The sequence below is a fragment of the Pseudomonas anuradhapurensis genome (genome assembly GCF_014269225.2).
Lineage (GTDB): Bacteria > Pseudomonadota > Gammaproteobacteria > Pseudomonadales > Pseudomonadaceae > Aquipseudomonas > Aquipseudomonas anuradhapurensis.
On record NZ_CP077097.1, the window covers coordinates 5,035,453 to 5,054,926 of the forward strand.

Consider the following 19,474-nt stretch of genomic DNA (forward strand, 5'->3'; position numbering starts at 1 on the left):
TTGTCGTCTGTCGCAACGATCCGTCGCAACCCCGCGCCAACACCGGGCCGCGCCTGCGCATCGAGGCGACGGGCAGCCTGACCGGTAACCCGGAGAGGCTAAAAAATGCTTATAATGCCCAGCGTTTTTTGGTCCGCCGGACCTGCGTGCAATCCACTCCCAACCTGGACACCGAAAAGCCTTGATACGCCTGCTGAAGTTCTTCTGGTGGTCTTCCGTCGCAGTCATCTGCGCGCTCGTACTCGGTGTGAGCGGTGCGTTTCTGTATCTTAGCCCCAGCCTGCCCTCGGTCGAATCGCTCAGAAGCATCCAGTTGCAGATCCCCCTCAGGGTGTATAGCAGCGATGGCAAGTTGATTGCCGAGTTCGGCGAAATGCGCCGCTCGCCGATCCGCTTCGCGGAAATTCCCCCACAGTTCATCCAGGCGCTTCTGTCAGCCGAGGACGACAATTTCCTCAATCACTACGGTGTCGACCCCAGCAGCCTGATGCGCGCCGCGACCCAGTTGGTGAAAACCGGGCATATCCAGACCGGCGGCAGCACCATCACCATGCAGGTGGCGAAGAACTTCTTCCTCACCAGCGAGCGCAGTTTCTCGCGCAAGACCAACGAGATCCTGCTGGCCTTGCAGATCGAGCGAGAGCTGACCAAGGACGAGATCCTCGAGCTGTACGTGAACAAGATCTACCTGGGCAACCGTGCCTACGGCATCGACGCCGCTGCGCAGGTGTACTACGGCAAGTCGATCCGCGATGTGAGCCTGGCGCAGATGGCGATGATCGCCGGCCTGCCCAAGGCCCCGTCGCGCTTCAACCCGCTGGCCAACCCGGTGCGCGCCAAGGAGCGCCGCGACTGGATCCTCGGCCGCATGTACAAGCTCGGCAAGATTGACGAGGCCAGCTACCAGGCTGCCCTGGCCGAGCCGCTCAACGCCAGCTACCACGTGCCCGCGCCAGAAGTTAATGCACCCTATATCGCCGAAATGGCCCGCGCCGAAATGGTCGGCCGTTATGGCAGCGACGCCTACACCGAAGGCTTCCGCGTCACCACCACGGTGCCCAGCGACATGCAGGAAATGGCCAACAAGGCCATCCTCAACGGCCTGTCCGAATATGACGAGCGCCACGGCTACCGCGGGCCGGAAGCACGCTTCCCCGGCCGCACCCAGGCGGCCTGGCTGCAGGAACTGGGCAAGCAGCGCATGCTGGGCGGCCTGGAGCCGGCCATCGTCACCCAGGTCGAGAAGGCCGGCCTCAAGGTGCTGACCCGTAGCGGCCAGGAAGAACTGGTGGCCTGGGATACCATGAAATGGGCCCGCCCGTTCATCAACAGCAACGCCCAGGGCCGTGCGCCGCAGTCACCGGCGGATGTCGCCCAGGTCGGCGACCTGGTACGCGTCCAGCGCCTGGAGGACGGCAAGCTCAAATTCAGCCAGGTGCCTGGCGCACAGAGCGCGCTGGTTACCCTCGACCCTTACAGCGGCGCCATCCGTGCGCTGGTTGGCGGCTTCTCGTTCGAGCAGAGCAACTACAACCGTGCCATGCAGGCCAAGCGCCAGCCGGGCTCGAGCTTCAAGCCGTTCATCTACAGTGCTGCCCTGGATAGCGGTTATACCGCTTCCAGCCTGGTCAACGATGCGCCGATCGTGTTCGTCGATGAGTACCTGGACAAGGTCTGGCGACCGAAGAACGACACCAACACCTTCCTCGGCCCCATCCGCATGCGCGAGGCCCTGTACAAGTCGCGCAACCTGGTGTCGATCCGCCTGCTGCAGGCCATGGGCGTGGACCGCACCATCGACTACATTGCCAAGTTCGGCTTCAACAAGCAGGACCTGCCGCGCAACCTGTCGCTGGCGCTGGGCACCGCTACGCTGACCCCGATGGAAATCGCCACTGGCTGGAGCACCTTTGCCAACGGCGGCTACAAGGTAACCCCGTACCTGATCGAGCGCATCGAGAGCCGCAGCGGCGAAACCCTGTTCACCGCCAACCCGCCGCGCGTACCGCAGGGTGCCGAGGACCATGCTGGCCTGGCAGCAGCCGAACAGCCGATCAGCACCGCCGCCATGCCGGGCGAGGCCCCACCTGCCTTCAGCCAGGTAGCCTCTGCACCGCAGGCGCCAGCCGTGGCCGAACAGATCATCGACGGGCGGACCACCTACATCCTCACCAGCATGCTGCAGGACGTGATCAAGCGTGGCACCGGCCGCCGGGCGCTGGCCCTGGGCCGCACCGACCTGGCCGGCAAGACCGGTACCACCAACGAGTCCAAGGACGCCTGGTTCTCCGGCTACAACGCCGACTACGTGACCACCGTGTGGGTCGGTTTCGACCAGCCTGAGACCCTTGGCCGCCGCGAGTATGGTGGCACCGTGGCGCTACCGATCTGGATGAGCTTCATGGGTGCGGCACTCAAGGACAAGCCTGAGCATGCGCCTGCCGAGCCGGAAGGCATCCTCAGCCTGCGCGTCGACCCGGTCAGCGGTCGCGCTGCCTCGCCCAGCACGCCAAACGCCTACTTCGAGCTGTTCAAGGCCGAGGATTCGCCGCCTTCGGTGGACGAACTGGGCACCGGAGCGGCGCCGGGCAGCCCGCTGCCGGCGGATGAAGCGGCGCCGATGGATCTGTTCTAAAGGCAGGTGCCTGTCTCAGGTTTTGAGTGGGCGCGTAAATCGAGCGCCGCCCGCGCGGCGCATCGCGAGCTACGGACATGTCGCGACGAACACCTTGCAGCCCTGACGCATTTCCATGGCACAACAAAAAGCCCCGGCTCATGCGAGCCGGGGCTTTTTTGTGTCGCTCAGCTGCAATCAGCCGTTGAACACATCATCCACGCTGGTCAGCGGGTAGTGCTTCGGATACGGCAGGGTCGCTACGCCGGATTCGATGGCAGCCTTGGCCACGGCGTCGGAAACGACGGTGATCAGGCGGGCGTCCAGCGGCTTCGGAATGATGTACTCGCGGCCGAACTCCAGGCCTTCGACGCCGTAGGCTTCGCAGACTTCCTTCGGCACTGGCAGCTTGGCCAGGTCCTTCAGGGCGATGGCGGCAGCGATCTTCATTTCTTCGTTGATGCGCTTGGCGCGGACGTCCAGGGCACCACGGAAGATGAACGGGAAGCCCAGTACGTTGTTGACCTGGTTCGGGTAGTCGGAGCGACCGGTAGCCATGATCACGTCGCTGCGGGTGGCGTGAGCCAGCTCTGGCGAGATTTCCGGGTCCGGGTTCGAGCAGGCGAACACGATCGGGTTGGCGGCCATCGACTTCAGGCCTTCGGCGCTCAGCAGGTTCGGGCCCGACAGGCCTACGAACACGTCGGCACCGTTGAGGGCGTCAGCCAGGGTGCGCTTGTCGGTCGCGTGGGCGAACTGCGCCTTGTACTGGTTCAGGTCGTCGCGGCCAGCGTGGATCACGCCGCTGCGGTCGATCATGTAGATGTTCTCGACCTTGGCGCCCATGCTCACCAGCAGCTTCATGCAGGAGATGGCGGCAGCGCCAGCACCCAGGCAGACGATCTTGGCGTCTTCCAGCTTCTTGCCGGCGATTTCCAAGGCGTTGATCATGCCGGCTGCGGTGACGATGGCGGTACCGTGCTGGTCATCGTGGAATACCGGGATGTCGCACTGTTCGATCAGGGTGCGCTCGATTTCAAAGCACTCAGGCGCCTTGATGTCTTCGAGGTTGATGCCACCGAAGGTGATCGAGATACGGCGAACGGTGTCGATGAACGCCTGCGGGCTCTCCGATTCCACTTCGATGTCGAACACGTCGATACCGGCGAAACGCTTGAACAGTACACCCTTGCCTTCCATGACCGGCTTGGAGGCCAGCGGGCCGAGGTCGCCCAGACCGAGGATGGCAGTACCATCGGAAATCACCGCAACCAGGTTGCCCTTGCCGGTGTATTTGTAAGCCAGCTCTGGATCACGGCCGATTTCACGCACCGGCTCTGCAACACCTGGGCTGTAGGCCAGGGCGAGGTCACGGGCGGTGGCAGTGGGCTTGGAAAGTTCGACGCTCAGTTTCCCCGGACGAGGTTGGGCGTGATATTCGAGAGCGGCGGTTTTCAGGTCTGACATGGTGGGCATTCCGCTGTTTACTGTTCTGACGGACCGCCGAGGATACGCAAAGAGCCGGGGAGCCACAAGACTGGCCGGTCACTTGTGTCAAGGCCTTTAGCCTACGACTTTACGCTATAACCCACGGGGCATACGGCTCACAGTGTGTACAATCCAATAGCGAAATGTCTACAACTTTTAGCCTGAAATACGTTCCAACATGCTTGGATCGGTCAATGGCAACACCCAGCGCCGCTGCCCTGGCTTGAGGCCGCCCTTGCGGGAACGATCCAGCACCCAGCCGCGCGCTTCGACCTGGCGTCCCTTGAGGTTATCGAAGAAGCTGGCGGGGAAGTTGCGTTGCAGACGAGCGGGAACCTGCAGCACCACGGCATCGTCCAGGTTCAGCCAAACTCCGCCACGGTTGCGCTGCACAGCCTGGATACGGCCAGCGACAACGGCGAAACCGGACTGCCGCAGCTCTTCGGCACGTAGCACTGGCGAGCGTCGCCACAAGCCGGCGCCAGCCTTGCGCGCCGCCTGCTCGGCCAGCTGGTGGCAAGCGCTAAGGCGCACATTAGGGGCAACCGCCACCCGATAGCCCAAACCCTCGCCGAGCAATTGTGCTTCCAGATTGTCGCCATTGCTGGCGTAGATATGCGCCAAGGTTCGGCCGTATTTGTCTTTGCTGTCGATGCCCGGCACCAAGCCGACACGCCCGTCACTGGCCTTGACCAATGCCTGCAGGCGTCGCTTGGCGGCCTCCGCATAGGGTTCGCTGCTACGCCCGTTACGGCCGATTTCCGGGGCATTGATGCCTATCAGCCGCACGCTGCGGCCATCGACCAGACGCAAGGTATCGCCATCTACCACCTGGCGCACCGCCACCTGCTGCGGCCTGTCCGGCAGCGGGCAGAACGCCTGGGCCGGCAGGTGCCAGATGAGGCCCATAAAAAAAGCGCCCACAAGGGGCGCCTTTTTTTGCAGCAATGCGAAACCCGAGGGGCTCGCCATGCGCATGATTACTTCTTGGTACCGAACATACCGAAGCGATCGGCGAACTTCTGTACGCGACCACCGGTGTCCAGGACTTTCTGCTTACCGGTGTAGAACGGGTGGCACAGGTTGCAAACGTCGATCGCCAGGGTGCTGCCCAGGGTCGAACGAGTTTCGAACTTGTTGCCGCAGCTGCAGGTGACTGCAACTACTTCGTAGTTCGGATGAATATCTGCTTTCATGGTCACTTCCTCGAGCTGCGTGCCGCCACCCAACACCAATTGTTGAATACCGCACGTAATTAGGCGGCGAATAATACCAGAGCGTCGCGCCAGTGCAAGTTGTCGCTTGCACCGACCGTCGTCTGCTAGGCTCGCCAGTTCTTGAAACGCCCTCCGAGACTTTCCGCGTGTCCGACGTCATCCTGCGCCTTGCCCTGCCCTCCCCGCTGCGTCGCCTGTTCGACTACAAGGCACCGGCGAGCATGGCGCGCCAGGCCCTGACCCCGGGCATGCGTATCCGCGTGCCGTTCGGCCGCCGCGAAATGATCGGCGTGCTGGTGGAGGTCTGCGAGCACAGCGAAGTGCCGGCAGACAAGCTGAAAGCGGCCAGCGCCCTGCTCGACCCGCTGTCCCCGATCCCGCCGTCGCTGTTCAAGCTGTGCCTGTGGACTGCCCAGTACTACCAGCACAGCCTGGGCGATACCCTGAGCTGGGCCCTGCCAACGCTGCTGCGTCAGGGCGAACCCGCCGAGATGCGCCAGGAGCGCTTCTGGCACGTCGCCCCCGGCGCCCGCCTGGAAGACCCGCGCATCGCCCGTGCCCCACGCCAGCGCGACGCGCTCAAGACCCTGGCCCAGCACCCGCATGGCGTGGCCCACAGCCTGTTGGCCAAACTCAACCTGAACAAGGACAGCCTCGACCTGTTGCTGGCCAAGGAGCTGGTGCAGATCGAGGTGCGCCGCCACCTGCCGGCGCTGCGCCACGAGCACTGGCTGGCACAACCCGAACTACCGCTCAACGACGAGCAACGCGAAGCCTTTGACGCCGTGCGCGAAGGCTTCGGCGGCTTCGCGGCGTTCCTGCTGGCTGGCGTGACCGGCAGCGGCAAGACCGAGGTCTACCTGCAACTGATTCGGGAAACCCTGGAAGCCGGCAAGCAGGCACTGGTGCTGATCCCGGAGATCAACCTCGGCCCGCAAACCCTGGCGCGTTTCGAACAACGCTTCAACGCCCGCATCGCGCTGCTGCATTCGGCGGTGAACGACCGCGAGCGCCTGGACGCCTGGCTGGCGGCACGCGACGGTGAAGCGGACATCATCATCGGTACCCGCTCGGCGTTGTTCACGCCGATGAAAAACCCCGGGCTGATCATCATCGACGAAGAACATGACGGCTCCTATAAACAGCAGGAAGGCCTGCGCTACCATGCCCGCGACCTGGCGCTGGTGCGCGCCCACCAGGAGAACATCCCGATCCTGCTCGGCTCGGCCACGCCGTCGCTGGAAACCCTGCACAACGCCCTCAACGGCCGCTACCGCCTGTTGCGCATGAACCAGCGCGCCGGCGGTGCACGGCCACCGCGCATGCTACGCCTGGACGTGAAGAGCCTGCCGCTGGACAGTGGCATCAGCGGCCCGTTGCAGCAGGCCATCCGGCAGACACTGGAGGCCGGCCAGCAAGTGCTGGTGTTCCTCAACCGCCGCGGCTTCGCCCCGACCTTGCTGTGCCACGACTGCGGCTGGCTGTCGGAATGCCCGCGCTGCGACGCGCGCATGACCGTGCACCAGCGCTCCGGCGTGCTGCGCTGCCACCATTGCGGTTATGACGAACGCCTGCCGCAGCAGTGCCCACAATGCAACCACGTCGACCTGCGCCCGGTTGGCGCCGGCACCGAACGGGCCGAAGAGCGCCTGAAGGTGTTGTTCCCGGATTACCCGATCCTGCGCGTGGACCGCGACAGCACGGCGCGCAAGGACGCCATGCACAACCTGTTCAGCACCATCCAGCGTGGTCAGCCGAGCATCCTTGTTGGCACCCAGATGCTCGCCAAGGGCCATCACTTCCCGCGGGTTACCCTGGTCGCAATCCTCGACGCCGATGGTGGGCTGTTCTCCGGTGATTTCCGCGCCAGCGAGCGCATGGCACAACTGATCGTGCAGGTGGCCGGGCGTGCCGGGCGCGCCGAAGAGCCTGGCAAGGTGATCATCCAGACCCACCTGGCCGACCATCCCCTGCTGGTACAACTGACCGAACAGGGCTACTTCGCGTTTGCCGAACAAGCCTTGCAGGAGCGCCGCGCCGCAGGGTTGCCACCTTACTCGCACCTGGCACTGCTGCGCGCCGAAGCGCACCGCCCCGGGCAGGCCGAAGGCTTCCTTGACGAGGCCTGCGCCGCAGCCGAGCGCCTGGTAGCCGAGCAACGCCTGGCGGGCATCGAGCTGCTGGGGCCGGTGCCGGCGCCCATGGAACGGCGGGCCGGGCGCTTCCGCGCGCAACTGTTGATACAGGCCAATACCCGCGCGCCTTTGCATCGACTGATCAGTGCCTGGTTGCTAGTGTTGGAGCAGATGCCGAGCGGGCGCCAGGTGCGCTGGTCGCTGGATGTCGACCCGGTAGACCTTTACTGATACCGGGGCTGCCTTGCAGCCCATGGCGACACCAGGCCGCTCCTGCAGCGGGATCGCGTCCCCCTGTGGGAGAGCGGCCCTGTGTCGCGATGGGCTGCAAAGCGGACCCAAAGGTTGGCAACCCGCTCCCAGCCACGGATAATGTCCAGTTTTTCCACCTGCGCATCCAAGCGCTCCACCGCGCTTGCGGTCGAAAAGAGATCCCCATGAAAGACACCATTCGCCAGCTGATCCAGCAAGCCCTCACCCAACTCGTCACCGACGGTGTGCTGCCTGAAGGGCTGTCGCCGGCGATTCAGGTGGAAAACGCCCGGGACAAGACCCACGGCGACTTCGCCAGCAACATCGCCATGATGCTGGCCAAGCCGGCCGGCATGAAACCACGCGACCTGGCGGAAAAACTCATCGACGCCCTGCCCGTCAGCGCCGACATCAGCAAGGTCGAGATCGCCGGCCCCGGCTTCCTCAACTTCTTCCAGAACACCGCCGCCCTGGCCAACCGCCTGGATGCCGCATTGGCCGACGCCCACCTGGGCGCACGCAAGGCTGGCCCTGCGCAGAAGGTGGTGATCGACATGTCGGCCCCCAACCTGGCCAAGGAAATGCACGTCGGCCACCTGCGTTCGACCATCATCGGTGACAGCGTGGCGCGCGTGCTGGAATTCCTCGGCGACGAGGTGATCCGGCAGAACCACGTGGGCGACTGGGGTACCCAGTTCGGCATGCTGCTGGCCTACCTGGAAGAAAACCCGATCACCAGCGACGAGCTGTCCGACCTGGAAAACTTCTACCGCGCCGCCAAGAAGCGCTTCGACGAGTCCGAAGAGTTCGCTACCCGGGCGCGCGGCCTGGTGGTCAAGCTGCAGGCTGGCGACCCGGACTGCATGGCGTTGTGGACACGCTTCAAGGACATCTCGCTGTCGCATTGCCAGAAGACCTACGAGCTGCTCAACGTCAAGCTGACCATGGCCGACGTGATGGGCGAGAGCGCCTACAACGCCGACCTGGCCAACGTGGTAGCCGACCTCAAGGCCAAGGGCCTGCTGGTCGAAGACCAGGGCGCCCAGTGCGTATTCCTCGAGGAGTTCAAGAACAGCGAAGGCGAGCCGCTGCCAGTGATTGTGCAGAAGGCCGACGGCGGCTACCTGTACGCCACCACCGACCTGGCCGCCGTGCGCTACCGCAGCAACGTGCTCAAGGCTGACCGCGCCCTGTATTTCGTCGACCAGCGCCAGGCGCTGCACTTCAACCAGGTGTTCGAAGTCGCACGCCGCGCAGGCTTCGTCGGCCACCCGATGCAGATGGAACACATGGGCTTCGGCACCATGAACGGCGCCGACGGCCGCCCGTTCAAGACCCGTGACGGCGGCACCGTGAAGCTGATCGACCTGCTCACCGAGGCCAAGGAGCGCGCCTATGCCCTGGTCAAGGAAAAGAACCCGAGCCTGGCCGACGAAGAACTGCGCCGCATCGGCGAAGTGGTGGGCATCGGCGCGGTGAAGTACGCCGACCTGTCCAAGCACCGCACCAGCGACTACAGCTTCAACTTCGAGCTGATGCTCAACTTCGAAGGCAACACGGCGCCTTACCTGCTGTACGCCTACACCCGCGTGGCCGGCGTGTTCCGCAAGCTGGGCAAGGCCTTTGACCAGGTCGAAGGCAACATCGTGCTGCAGGCCCCGCACGAACAGGACCTGGCCGCGCGCCTGGCGCAGTTTGGCGAAATTCTCAACAACGTGGCCGACAAGGGCACGCCGCACGTACTGTGCAGCTACCTGTACGACCTGGCCGGGCTGTTCTCCAGCTTCTACGAGAACTGCCCGATCCTCGCCGCCGAAACTGCAGAACAGCAGCAGAGCCGTCTGCGTCTGGCGGCCCTGACTGGCCGCACCCTCAAGCAAGGTCTGGAACTGCTCGGCCTGGAAACCCTGGAGCGCATGTAAGTTGGCTGCCAAGAAAAAACCTGCCCCAAAACGCGGCGCCAGCCGTCAGACGGCGCCGGCCAAGCAGCCGATTCCCGGTTGGGTATGGCTGGCGGTCGGCCTGACTGTAGGCGCGTTCATCGTGTTCCTGATGAAGCTCGAGCCTGGTGGCGATGACATCAAGCGGGCCAAGCCCGAGCAGCAGAAGCCGGAAAAAGTGGCCGAAGCCGGCAAGACGACACAAGCCGCATCGCAGCAGCCGGTGAAGCCGAAGTATGACTTCTATACCCTGCTGCCGGAGACCGAGGTGATCGTGCCGCCGGAAGCCGTGCCCGAGAAAACACCGCCCGTCCCGGCCCAACCGGTGACACCGGTGACCCCTGCCGAAGCGGCAAAGATCGACACGGCGCGGGCCCAGGCGGCGCTGATGGGCCAGACCCCGCCGCCGGCGCCACCGGTGATCAAGCCAGCGGCGACCACGCAGTTCTTCCTCCAGGCTGGCTCGTTCCGCAAGCAGGCTGACGCCGACAAGGTGCGCGCGCAGATCATCCTGCTGGGCCAGGCGGTAAAGGTGGAGTCGGGCACGGTCAAGGACGAAACCTGGTACCGCGTCATGGTCGGCCCGTTCAGCAACCGCGAGCAGCTGACCGGGGCGCAGAAGCAGCTGGCCGGGGCTGGTTTCAGCAACCTGCTGCTGCAACAGCGGCAAACCCGCCAGTAGCCTGTGAGCGGGGGCGCTGTGCGCCCCTGTCGCGACGCAAGGCCGCTCCTACAGAGACCGCGACAACCCCAGAGGGCTTATCCGATCTTTGTAGGAGCGGCCTTGTGTCGCGATGGGCTGCAAAGCAGCCCCAGGGCCCTCAAGCCCGTACCGCATTGCGCTCGGACACCTGGCTGTTCAACGTCCAGAAGTCGTACAGCACTCCCACCAGGCACAGCCCGCCTGTGAAGAAGTAGATGATCGCGGTCACCCACTTGCCCTGGTACAACCGGTGCAGGCCGAACACCCCGAGGAAGGTCAGCAGGATCCAGGCGATGTTGTAGTCGATGCGCCCGGACTGGAACCTCAAGTCGGCCTCACGGTCCATGGACGGGATCAGGAACAGGTCGATCAACCAGCCGATGCCCAGCAGGCCCAGGGTCAGGAACCAGATGGTGCCGGTGACGGGCTTGCCGTAGTAAAAGCGATGCGACCCGGTGAAGCCGAAAATCCACAACAGGTAGCCAATGGTCTTGCTGTGGGTATCGTGAAACGGCGCTCCCTGATAACTGTTCATGCATAGCTCCCGCGGGTTATCCGAAAATTTTCTAAAAAAAAATGTGACTTTCTCGTCGCAGGCCGACGTACGGCACCCGGACAGTCGACCAACGGATCAAAGATTGATCAAAAAGCTGTTATAAAGTTGCGCGCCCAACACACAACTATTCATAAGAGCTTCATCTATGCCGCCTTTACTCAAGACATGGCTGACCCTCTGCCTATTATTGCCCCTGGCCGCCCACGCCACCAATCGTGAGCAACGTCTTCCCAATGGTTTCACCGGCTACACCAGCAATGCCTCGGTGAGACACGCACCGGTCAAGCAGACCACGCTGCGCAGCCGCCCGAGCAATGCCGCCAGCGGCCGCAGCAGCGGCCCAACCATTGCCATGTCACCGAAGCAGAGCAGTGATGTGCTCAGCCGTGCGGTGAATGTGCTCGGCACCCCTTACGTCTGGGGCGGCAGCAGCCCGAAGAAAGGCTTCGACTGCAGCGGGCTGGTCAAGTACGCCTTCAACGATGTCGCCGACGTCGACCTGCCGCGCACCTCCAACGCCATGGCCCAAGGCCACGGGGTCAAGGTGGCCAAGGGCGACCTCAAACCGGGCGACCTGATCTTCTTCAATATCAAGAGCCGTCGGGTCAATCACGTTGCCATCTACCTGGGCAATGACCGCTTCATCCATGCCCCGCGTCGTGGCAAGCGGGTGAGCATCGACACCCTGAGCAAGCCTTACTGGCAGCAGCATTACGTAGTAGCCAAGCGAGTGTTGCCAAAAGAACAGCAGCAACTGAACCTGGCCAAGCGCTGATCTGATCGGCGCTCTCCTGTATCGGCCTCTTCGCGGGCACGCCCGCTCCCACAGGTACCGCGTCGCTCTCGCGGGCAGCGCCATACCTGTGGGAGCGGGCGTGCCCGCGAAGGGGCCGGTACAGCCACTACAAGTCCTCAATCAGCCCTCGCTCCCTCAGTCCTCGCATCGCCCCCTCCATCGTCCGCATCCCGTCCGCACCACCCGCCTGCATCACCGAACACAACTGCGCCATACGCCCTTCCCGAATCAGGTTACGCACCGCTGGCGTAACCACCAGCACCTCACGCGCCGCAACCCGCCCTCCCCCCGCACGCCTGACCAATATTTGCGCCACCACCAGGCGCAACGACTCGGCCAGCATCGCCCGCACCAGCGGCTTCTCTTCGGCCGCAAACACCTCCACCAACCGGTCAACGCTGTTCACCGCCGAACGCGTATGCACGGTCGCCAGCACCAAGTGCCCGGTCTCCGCCGCGCGCAAGGCCAGGCGAATGGTTTCCAGGTCGCGCAGCTCCCCGATCATGATCACATCCGGGTCCTGACGCAGGGCACTGCGCAGCCCTTGGGCAAACCCGCCGCAATGGCGGCCGATCTCTCGCTGGTTGACCAGGCTGCGCTGGCTATTGTGGATAACTTCGACAGGGTCTTCGAGGGTGATGATGTGCAGTGCCCGCTCACGGTTCAGCTGGTCGAGCAGCGCCGCCAGGGTGCTGGACTTGCCGCTGCCGGTCGGCCCACCCACCAGGATCAAGCCATCACTGCACTGCGCAACAGCTTGAAACACATCCCTCAGCTCGAGTTCATCGAGCGTGGCGATGCGCCCCGGGATCAGGCGGAAGGTGGCCGCAGGGCCATGCAACTGGCGAAACAGGTTCAGCCGAAAGCGCCCCAGTGCCGGCAACTCCAGCGCCAGGTCCAGCTCATCTCCCTGGGTCCACTGTCGGCGCCGGGCTTCATCCAGCATGGGTGCCATGCCCTCGATCAAGACGTCCGGGCTCAAGGTCGGCAGAGCCACGCGCTGCAACTCCCCATCCAGGCGCAGCATCGGTGTCTGGCCCGCCGCCAGGTGCAGGTCGGAAGCGCCCGCATCCACGGCCAGGGCCAACAGGTCGGTCACATCCATGAGACTCCCCAAAGGCCTGCAAGTAGGTAGAATGCCGCAAACCCTAAAACGCCGGCATCAGTCCATGTCCACCCTAGCAGACAACCTTTCCGCTATTTCCGCCCGTATCGCCAGCGCTGCCCAGGCTGCCGGGCGTGATCCGGCCAGCGTCCAGTTGCTGGCCGTGAGCAAGACCAAGCCAGCCAGCGCCATCCGCGAAATCCACGCCGCAGGCGTGCGTGATATCGGTGAAAATTACCTACAAGAAGCGCTGGCAAAGCAGCAGGCACTCAGCGACTTGCCCTTGATCTGGCACTTCATCGGCCCCATTCAGTCGAACAAGACCAAAGCCATCGCCGAGCATTTCGACTGGGTACATTCCGTGGACCGTCTGAAGATCGCCCAACGCCTGTCGGAACAGCGTCCTGCCGGGCTGGCGCCGCTGAATATCTGCCTGCAGGTGAACGTCAGCGGAGAGGACAGCAAATCCGGCTGCGCACCGGCTGACTTGCCGGCCTTGGCGAAAGCGGTAGCCGCGCTACCCAACCTGCGCCTGCGCGGGCTGATGGCCATTCCCGAACCCACCGACGACCGCGCCGCCCAAGAGGCAGCCTTCGCCACCCTGCGCAAGCTGCATGAAGAACTCGGGCTGGGCCTGGATACGCTGTCCATGGGCATGAGCCACGACCTGGAAGCCGCCATTGCCCAAGGCGCGACGTGGGTGCGTATCGGTACTGCCCTGTTCGGTGCCCGCGACTACAGCGGCCACGCCTGATCCCATGCTTTACTCACTCTTTCCAACAAGGACCTGACATGAGCAAGACACGTATTGCCTTTATCGGCGCCGGCAACATGGCCGCCAGCCTGATCGGTGGTCTGCGTGCCCAGGGCCTGGACGCCTCGCAGATCCGCGCCAGCGACCCGGGCGCCGAGACCCGCAGCCGCATCCAGGCCGAGCACGGCATCGAAACCTTCGAGGACAACGCCCAGGCCATCGACGGCGCCGACGTCATCGTGCTGGCGGTAAAGCCACAGGTCATGAAAGCCGTTTGCCAGGCCCTGCAACCCAACCTGCAGGACGGCCAGCTGATCGTTTCCATCGCCGCCGGCATCACCTGCGCCAGCCTGCAAAGCTGGGTTGGCGCGCGCCCGGTGGTACGCTGCATGCCCAACACCCCTGCCCTGCTGCGCCAAGGCGTGAGCGGCCTGTATGCCACCGCACAGGTGTCCGCCGAGCAGCGCCAGCAGGCCGAGCAACTGCTGTCGGCCGTGGGCACCGCCCTGTGGCTGGAGCAGGAACAGCAACTGGACGCCGTGACCGCTGTTTCCGGCAGTGGCCCGGCGTACTTCTTCCTGCTGATCGAAGCCATGACCGCGGCGGGGGAAAAACTCGGCCTGCCACGCGAAACCGCTTCCCAGCTGACCCTGCAGACGGCCCTGGGCGCCGCGCGCATGGCGGTCGCCAGCGATGTCGATGCCGCCGAGCTGCGCCGCCGTGTCACCTCGCCCGCCGGCACCACCGAAGCGGCGATCAAGTCATTCCAGGCCAGCGGCTTCGAAGCCATCGTCGAGCAGGCCCTGCAGGCTGCCGCCACGCGCTCTGCGGAGCTGGCCGAACAACTGGGCAAATAAGGAGTTCCAGATGAATGCACTGTCCGGCGCCGCGATCTTCGTGGTGCAAACCCTGGTCAGCCTGTACCTGGTGATCGTCCTGCTGCGCTTCGTGCTGCAGCTGGTGAAGGCCAACTTCTACAACCCGCTTTGCCAGTTCGCAGTACGCGCCACTCAGCCGCTGCTCAAGCCGATTCGCCGGATCATCCCCAGTGTCGGCGGGCTGGATACCTCGTCGCTGCTGCTGTCGGTGGTCATCCAGGCGCTGTTGATGGGCTTCGTGCTGATGGTCACCTACGGTACCTTCGGCGACATCCTGCACCTGCTGATGTGGGCGATCATCGGGATCACCTCGCTGTTCCTGAAGATTTTCTGGGTGGCGATGATCGTCATGGTGATCGTTTCCTGGGTCGCCCCCAACAGCCACAACCCAGCCGCCGAGCTGGCCTACCAGATCAGCGAACCGGTGCTGGCACCGTTCCGCCGCATCGTGCCCAACCTGGGCGGCATGGACATCTCGCCGATCTTCGCCTTCCTCGCGATCCAGGTGATCCAGTCGTTCGTGATGCCGCCGCTGGCCGCCTACGCCGGCATGCCACAAGAGCTGTGGCGGATGATCTGAGCCGCCCCCGGCCCTGGTCGCTTCCAGTGGCAAGCCTGTGCTTGCCGCTGGGGGTAGCGCTCTTTAGACTGACGCCTCCGTCAAGCGTGAGCAGGGTCGATGTCCACTGTCTTTCCCGAAGATTCCGTCGGTCTGGTAGTACCGCAAACAGCCCGGTTCGATGAACCGCTGGCCCTGGCCTGTGGCCGCTCGCTGGCCAGTTATGAACTGGTCTACGAAACCTATGGCACCCTCAACGCCAGCGCCAGCAACGCCGTGCTGATCTGCCATGCCCTGTCCGGCCACCATCATGCCGCTGGCTACCATGCCGCCACCGACCGCAAGCCGGGCTGGTGGGATAGCTGCATCGGCCCGGGCAAGCCGATCGACACCAACCGCTTCTTCGTGGTCAGCCTGAACAACCTGGGCGGCTGCAACGGCAGTACTGGCCCCAGCAGCATCAACCCGGCCACCGGCAAGCCCTATGGCGCGGATTTCCCGGTGCTGACCGTGGAAGACTGGGTACACAGCCAGGTACGCCTGGCCGAACGCCTGGGCATCCAGCAATGGGCTGCCGTGGTCGGCGGCAGCCTGGGCGGCATGCAGGCGCTGCAGTGGACCATCAGCTACCCCGAGCGCGTGCGCCATTGTGTCGATATCGCCTCGGCGCCCAAGCTGTCGGCACAGAACATCGCCTTCAACGAAGTGGCGCGCCAGGCCATCCTCACCGACCCCGAATTCCACGGTGGTTCGTTCCAGGACCAGGGCGTGATCCCCAAGCGTGGCTTGATGCTGGCGCGCATGGTCGGCCACATCACCTACCTGTCCGACGACTCGATGGGTGAAAAATTCGGCCGTGAGCTGAAGAGCGACAAGCTCAACTACGACTTCCATAGCGTCGAATTCCAGGTCGAAAGCTACTTGCGCTACCAGGGCGAAGAGTTTTCCGGGCGTTTCGACGCCAACACCTACCTGCTGATGACCAAGGCGCTGGACTACTTCGACCCGGCTGCTGCCCATGGCGGCGACCTGGCGGCCACCCTGGCCCACGTCAAGGCGGATTACTGCATCATGTCGTTCACTACCGACTGGCGCTTCTCGCCGGCCCGCTCGCGCGAAATCGTCAACGCCCTGATGGCCGCACGCAAGAACGTCTGCTATCTGGAGATCGATTCGCCCTATGGGCACGATGCCTTCCTGATCCCCACGCCTCGCTACATGCAGGGTTTCGCGAACTACATGAACCGCATTGCCATCTGAGGACAGCATGAGAGCCGATCTGGAAATCATCCACGACTGGATTCCCGCCGGCAGCCGGGTACTCGACCTGGGCTGCGGTAACGGCGAACTGCTGGCCTCACTGCGTGACCGCAAGCAGGTCACCGGCTACGGCCTGGAGATCGACGCTGACAACATCGCCGCCTGCGTGGCCAAGGGCGTCAACGTCATCGAGCAGGACCTGGACAAGGGCCTGGGCAACTTCGCCAGCAACAGCTTCGACGTGGTGATCATGACCCAGGCCCTGCAGGCCGTGGAGTACCCCGACCGCATCCTCGACGAGATGCTGCGCGTGGGCCGCCAGTGCATCATCACCTTCCCCAACTTCGGCCACTGGCGTTGCCGCTGGTACCTGGCGACCAAGGGCCGCATGCCAGTGTCGGACTTCATGCCATACACCTGGTACAACACGCCGAACATCCACTTCTGCACCTTTGCCGACTTCGAGGAACTGGTGCACGAACGCAAGGCCAGGGTGCTTGACCGCCTGGCTGTCGACCACTTGCACCGTAATGGGTGGGGTGGCCGGCTTTGGCCTAATCTTCTAGGTGAGATCGGTATCTACCGCGTCAGCAGCCCGGGCCTGCAAGAGCACCAGCTCGCTGTCTGACGCCTAGCGGAGGAACCACCCCATGCGTCGCCTAGCCCTGCTCCTGATCAGCCTGTGCCTCGCCCTGCCGGCACTGGCTGCCGATGCTGCCCGCCCCGAGCGCAAGGAAGTGTTTGGCGACGTGACGGTGCACTACAGCGCATTCACCTCGAGCATGCTGACACCAGCGGTGGCTGCAGCCACCGGCCTGGTACGCAGCAAGAACCAGGGCGTACTCAACATTGCCGTGCTCCGCGCCAACAAACCCGCCATCGCGGTGGTCAGCGGCACGGTCAAGGACCTGACCGGGCGCAGCACCCCGCTGTCGTTCAAGCAGATCAACGAGCAAGGCGCGGTGTACTACATCGCCCAGTTCAAGATCGACCAGGCAGAGACCGTCACCTTCGACCTCAACATCGAAACCGGCGGCATCAGCAATTCCCTCAGCTTCAACCAGGAAGTGTTCCCAGGCGAATGATGAATTTCCAGCAACTCGTATTGGCCAGCCATAACGCCGGCAAACTCAAGGAACTCCAGGCCATGCTCGGCGCGTCCGTGCAGCTGCGCTCGATCGGTGAGTTCAGCCAGGTGGAGCCGGAAGAAACCGGCCTGTCGTTCGTCGAGAACGCCATCCTCAAGGCACGTAATGCCGCACGCATTTCCGGCTTGCCGGCCCTGGCCGACGATTCCGGCCTGGCAGTGGACTTCCTCGGTGGTGCACCGGGCATCTATTCGGCGCGCTATGCCGACGGCAAGGGTGATGCAGCAAATAACGCCAAGCTGCTCGAGGCCCTGAAAGATGTGCCCGAAGCAGAGCGCGGTGCGCAGTTCGTCTGCGTGCTGGCACTGGTGCGCCATGCCGACGACCCGCTGCCGATCCTGTGCGAAGGCCTGTGGCACGGGCGCATCATGTTCGAGGCCAGCGGCGAGCACGGCTTTGGCTATGACCCGCTGTTCTGGGTACCGGAGCGCGGCTGTTCCAGCGCCGAACTGGCCCCTGCGGACAAGAACCAGCTCAGCCACCGCGCGCGCGCCATGGCCCTGCTGCGTCAACGTCTGGGCCTGGCATGATCGACACGCTGTCCACACCCGGCACGGCGGGTTTCACCAGCCTGCCGCCGCTGGCGCTGTACATCCACATCCCGTGGTGCGTACGCAAATGCCCTTACTGCGACTTCAACTCCCACGCCGCCGGCCCTGATCTGCCAGAAGATGCCTATGTCGCGGCCCTGCTGAACGACCTCGACCAAGAATTGGCCGCGGTGCAAGGCCGGCCGATCAGCTCGATCTTCTTCGGTGGCGGTACGCCCAGCCTGTTCAGCGCCGATGCCCTCGGCCGGCTGCTGCGAGGCGTGGAGCAACGCATTGCGTTTGCGCCAGAGATCGAAATCACCCTGGAGGCCAACCCGGGCACGTTCGAGCAGGACAAGTTCAAGGCCTACCGGCAAACCGGCATCAACCGCCTGTCCATCGGTGTGCAGAGCTTCCAGCCAGCCAAGCTGCAGGCGCTGGGGCGCATCCACAATGGCGATGAAGCGGTCCGCGCCGCCGGCATGGCGCGTGCGGCCGGCTTCGACAACTTCAACATGGACCTGATGCACGGCCTGCCCGAGCAGTCGCTGGATGACGCGCTGGGCGACCTGCGCCAGGCGATCGAACTGGGGCCCACGCATTTGTCGTGGTACCAGCTGACCGTGGAGCCGAACACGGTGTTCTGGAACCAGCCACCGGAGCTTCCCGAGGACGACATCCTCTGGGACATCCAGGAAGCCGGCCAGGCGCTGATGGCCGATCACGGCTTCCGCCAGTACGAGGTCTCGGCCTATGCCCAGGCTGGTCGTGCCGCGCGGCACAACCTCAATTACTGGCGCTTTGGCGACTTCATCGGCATTGGTGCCGGTGCTCACGGCAAACTGACCTTCGCCGACGGTCGCATCCTGCGCACCTGGAAGACCCGCCTGCCCAAGGACTACCTGAACCTGGCCAAGCCGTTCAAAGCTGGCGAAAAGCTGCTGCCGGTCGACGAGCTGCCGTTCGAGTTCCTGATGAATGCCCTGCGCCTGACCGATGGAGTGGAGGCCGAACTGTTCACCCAGCGCACCGGGCTGCCACTGGAACAGCTGCGCGAAGCACGGCGCGCCGCCGAACAAAAGGGCCTTTTGCAGGTCGAAGCGGATCGACTGGTGGCCACGCCACGAGGCCAGTTGTTCCTCAATGACCTGCTGCAGTATTTCTTGACCTAAGGATGACCCATGGATCTGGTACTTGATCTGCTCGCGACGGTTTCCCGCTGGAGCCGCAGCAACCTGTCGGAGATTTCACTGGCCCTGGTGGGCTGCCTGCTGGTGCTGTTCGGCACCGATATCAAGGGCTGGGTGGAACAGCGCCTGGGCGGCTTGGCCGGCGCCCTGCGCGTACCGTTCATGGCCTTGCTGGTGATGATCGGCAGTGGTGTGGCGTTGATCTATGCCACACCCTGGGTAGTGAAGGGGCTGGGCCAGTTCAACAACTACGCGCTGGCGCCGGTGTTGCTGGTGGTGCTGGTGCTAATTGGGGTAGTGGCTGATCGGCGGGGCTGAGCCAATCCACATTTGCTGCAACATGACCATG

Annotated in this window: 19 protein-coding genes; 14 read left to right on the forward strand and 5 right to left on the reverse strand. The window is 64.0% G+C overall.

The genetic code is table 11. The annotated features are described in order from the left end of the window. Window positions 1-184: 184 nt before the first annotated feature. Window positions 185-2,635, forward strand: coding sequence for a penicillin-binding protein 1A (locus tag HU763_RS22945; RefSeq protein ID WP_372241587.1), 2,451 nt, complete (start codon window positions 185-187; stop codon window positions 2,633-2,635). A 177-nt stretch (window positions 2,636-2,812) separates the two neighbouring features. Here the strand turns inward: HU763_RS22945 and HU763_RS22950 are convergent, their stop codons facing one another. From HU763_RS22950 to rpmE, 3 genes are all read right to left on the reverse strand, one after another. Continuing rightward, on the reverse strand, window positions 2,813-4,081 hold the full coding sequence (locus tag HU763_RS22950) for a malic enzyme-like NAD(P)-binding protein (RefSeq protein WP_119371725.1): 1,269 nt from the start codon (window positions 4,079-4,081) through the stop codon (window positions 2,813-2,815). Window positions 4,082-4,258: 177 nt separating this feature from the next. Further along, window positions 4,259-5,080, reverse strand: a complete 822-nt coding sequence (locus tag HU763_RS22955; RefSeq protein ID WP_186684241.1) for a thermonuclease family protein — start codon at window positions 5,078-5,080, stop codon at window positions 4,259-4,261. 2 nt (window positions 5,081-5,082) lie between these two features. Beyond that, window positions 5,083-5,298 carry a 50S ribosomal protein L31 gene (gene rpmE, locus HU763_RS22960; protein WP_003257833.1) on the reverse strand — a complete coding sequence of 72 codons (216 nt, stop codon included), beginning with the start codon at window positions 5,296-5,298 and terminating at the stop codon, window positions 5,083-5,085. A 167-nt stretch (window positions 5,299-5,465) separates the two neighbouring features. On the opposite strand from rpmE, the gene HU763_RS22965 reads away from it, so the two are divergent. The 3 genes from HU763_RS22965 to HU763_RS22975 all read left to right on the forward strand — a co-directional run bounded on the left by HU763_RS22965 (window position 5,466) and on the right by HU763_RS22975 (window position 10,328). Beyond that, window positions 5,466-7,685, forward strand: coding sequence for a primosomal protein N' (locus HU763_RS22965; protein ID WP_186684239.1), 2,220 nt, complete (start codon window positions 5,466-5,468; stop codon window positions 7,683-7,685). A 206-nt stretch (window positions 7,686-7,891) separates the two neighbouring features. Next, on the forward strand, window positions 7,892-9,628 hold the full coding sequence (gene argS, locus HU763_RS22970; protein ID WP_186684236.1) for an arginine--tRNA ligase: 1,737 nt from the start codon (window positions 7,892-7,894) through the stop codon (window positions 9,626-9,628). 1 nt (window position 9,629) lies between these two features. Beyond that, complete coding sequence (locus HU763_RS22975) at window positions 9,630-10,328, forward strand: SPOR domain-containing protein (protein ID WP_170033386.1); 699 nt, start codon at window positions 9,630-9,632, stop codon at window positions 10,326-10,328. A gap of 139 nt (window positions 10,329-10,467) precedes the next feature. Here the strand turns inward: HU763_RS22975 and HU763_RS22980 are convergent, their stop codons facing one another. Then, complete coding sequence (locus HU763_RS22980) at window positions 10,468-10,884, reverse strand: NINE protein (RefSeq protein WP_170033388.1); 417 nt, start codon at window positions 10,882-10,884, stop codon at window positions 10,468-10,470. 166 nt (window positions 10,885-11,050) lie between these two features. Here HU763_RS22980 and HU763_RS22985 point away from each other — a divergent pair, with 166 nt between their 5' ends. Then, window positions 11,051-11,680, forward strand: a complete 630-nt coding sequence (locus tag HU763_RS22985; RefSeq protein WP_186684235.1) for a C40 family peptidase — start codon at window positions 11,051-11,053, stop codon at window positions 11,678-11,680. Between the two features lie 127 nt (window positions 11,681-11,807). On the opposite strand, the gene HU763_RS22990 is transcribed toward HU763_RS22985, so the two are convergent. Beyond that, window positions 11,808-12,806, reverse strand: coding sequence for a type IV pilus twitching motility protein PilT (locus HU763_RS22990; protein WP_186684234.1), 999 nt, complete (start codon window positions 12,804-12,806; stop codon window positions 11,808-11,810). Window positions 12,807-12,870: 64 nt separating this feature from the next. Here HU763_RS22990 and HU763_RS22995 point away from each other — a divergent pair, with 64 nt between their 5' ends. The 9 genes from HU763_RS22995 to HU763_RS23035 all read left to right on the forward strand — a co-directional run bounded on the left by HU763_RS22995 (window position 12,871) and on the right by HU763_RS23035 (window position 19,443). Further along, window positions 12,871-13,560, forward strand: coding sequence for a YggS family pyridoxal phosphate-dependent enzyme (locus tag HU763_RS22995; RefSeq protein WP_186684233.1), 690 nt, complete (start codon window positions 12,871-12,873; stop codon window positions 13,558-13,560). Between the two features lie 38 nt (window positions 13,561-13,598). After that, window positions 13,599-14,417, forward strand: coding sequence for a pyrroline-5-carboxylate reductase (gene proC / locus HU763_RS23000; RefSeq protein WP_186684232.1), 819 nt, complete (start codon window positions 13,599-13,601; stop codon window positions 14,415-14,417). A 10-nt stretch (window positions 14,418-14,427) separates the two neighbouring features. Then, window positions 14,428-15,018 carry a YggT family protein gene (locus tag HU763_RS23005; protein ID WP_170033398.1) on the forward strand — a complete coding sequence of 197 codons (591 nt, stop codon included), beginning with the start codon at window positions 14,428-14,430 and terminating at the stop codon, window positions 15,016-15,018. 99 nt (window positions 15,019-15,117) lie between these two features. Beyond that, the gene (metX, locus tag HU763_RS23010) at window positions 15,118-16,257 is read left to right on the forward strand and encodes a homoserine O-succinyltransferase MetX (protein WP_186672174.1); all 1,140 of its coding nucleotides are present in this window, start codon (window positions 15,118-15,120) and stop codon (window positions 16,255-16,257) included. A gap of 7 nt (window positions 16,258-16,264) precedes the next feature. Continuing rightward, window positions 16,265-16,885 carry a methionine biosynthesis protein MetW gene (gene metW, locus HU763_RS23015; protein WP_186672173.1) on the forward strand — a complete coding sequence of 207 codons (621 nt, stop codon included), beginning with the start codon at window positions 16,265-16,267 and terminating at the stop codon, window positions 16,883-16,885. A 22-nt stretch (window positions 16,886-16,907) separates the two neighbouring features. Beyond that, window positions 16,908-17,342 carry a DUF4426 domain-containing protein gene (locus HU763_RS23020; RefSeq protein ID WP_186684231.1) on the forward strand — a complete coding sequence of 145 codons (435 nt, stop codon included), beginning with the start codon at window positions 16,908-16,910 and terminating at the stop codon, window positions 17,340-17,342. Further along, window positions 17,339-17,935, forward strand: coding sequence for an RdgB/HAM1 family non-canonical purine NTP pyrophosphatase (gene rdgB / locus HU763_RS23025; RefSeq protein WP_186684229.1), 597 nt, complete (start codon window positions 17,339-17,341; stop codon window positions 17,933-17,935). Before HU763_RS23020 ends, rdgB begins: the two co-directional genes overlap by 4 nt. Beyond that, the gene (gene hemW / locus HU763_RS23030) at window positions 17,932-19,107 is read left to right on the forward strand and encodes a radical SAM family heme chaperone HemW (RefSeq protein WP_186684227.1); all 1,176 of its coding nucleotides are present in this window, start codon (window positions 17,932-17,934) and stop codon (window positions 19,105-19,107) included. Before rdgB ends, hemW begins: the two co-directional genes overlap by 4 nt. A 9-nt stretch (window positions 19,108-19,116) precedes the next feature. Beyond that, a complete protein-coding gene (locus HU763_RS23035) occupies window positions 19,117-19,443 on the forward strand; it encodes a DUF3392 family protein (protein WP_186684226.1) in 327 nt (108 codons plus the stop codon). Window positions 19,444-19,474: the final 31 nt, after the last annotated feature.